2 protein-coding genes are annotated in these 859 nt (G+C 57.3%); both read right to left on the bottom strand.

What is annotated here, in order from left to right; genetic code table 11:
* The coding region (locus tag JNK74_28300; protein MBL7650090.1) for a hypothetical protein at positions 1-488 on the bottom strand (488 nt) is incomplete at its 3' end.
* 144 nt (positions 489-632) lie between these two features.
* Positions 633-859: DUF1800 domain-containing protein (locus JNK74_28295; protein MBL7650089.1), on the bottom strand; the 227-nt coding region annotated here is incomplete at its 5' end.

Here is an 859-nt window from a genome sequence, read left to right as displayed (position 1 = left end):
GTGAACAACAGGTTGGTTTGCACACCGATTTGCAGGGCAGGCGGCACGGAAGGCGGGGCTTCGAGGAATGCGGCGTACTCGTGTTCGAGAAAACGTCCGACCCAGCCGGTTTCCACTACTTCGTTGCGGTCGCTGGCCGAGGTAATAATGTCCGACGAGCGAAAATGGCTGTAATTCGGGTCGGGGTATCCCACGTTGAAAATCACCTTCATCATGCCCTCCGCCCAAAGCGATTGCAGGGAGTTGGTTTCCTGCGGCATACCGTATTGGGCACTGAGCGCCCAGAGTTTGTTGTCGGGGATGCCGAGCGTAGGCCGGAGGTTGTAGTATTCCGAACTGCCGCGCTTGATCACGGTATTCAGTCCGTCGTTGCCGCCGTCGAGGCGAATGAGCACGAGAATCCGGTCGTTGTCGTCCCAGTTTGCCGCCAAGGATGCCAGCAGCGGTGTGGGTTGGAACGCGCGCACGGGCAGGCCGCCCAGCAGCATGCTGCCTGCACCCAACAGACCCGAAGCGGAAAGGAAATCGCGACGCGACCACAGGCGGTGCTCCCGGCTGTGGGCTTCACCGTGTTCGAGGGCTGAACCGAAACGTTTCATAAATTAGTGATGAGTGATGTGTGATGAGCGATGCTAAGCAAGTTGATATTCCGGTTGTTTGGCTAAATATTGAAGCAGTGCGATCACCTGGTATGGCGCCTCGTCCCAGTTCAGGTTCCAGGAACCGTCGGTGAAATAGCCTTCCGGGATGCCGTTTTTGAAATACTCGACTGCGGCCTGGAAATGAATCGCGTCGAGTTCCTGCCCGCAGAAAAAGTCAATAAGCGCCGCCGAGATGACCGCCGGATCGTTGCTGTTGT

This window comes from Candidatus Hydrogenedentota bacterium (genome assembly GCA_016791475.1).
In the GTDB taxonomy this organism is placed as follows: Bacteria; Hydrogenedentota; Hydrogenedentia; order Hydrogenedentales; family JAEUWI01; genus JAEUWI01.
Note: the sequence above shows the minus strand (reverse complement) of the source record. Positions and strands in the feature narration are given on the sequence as shown.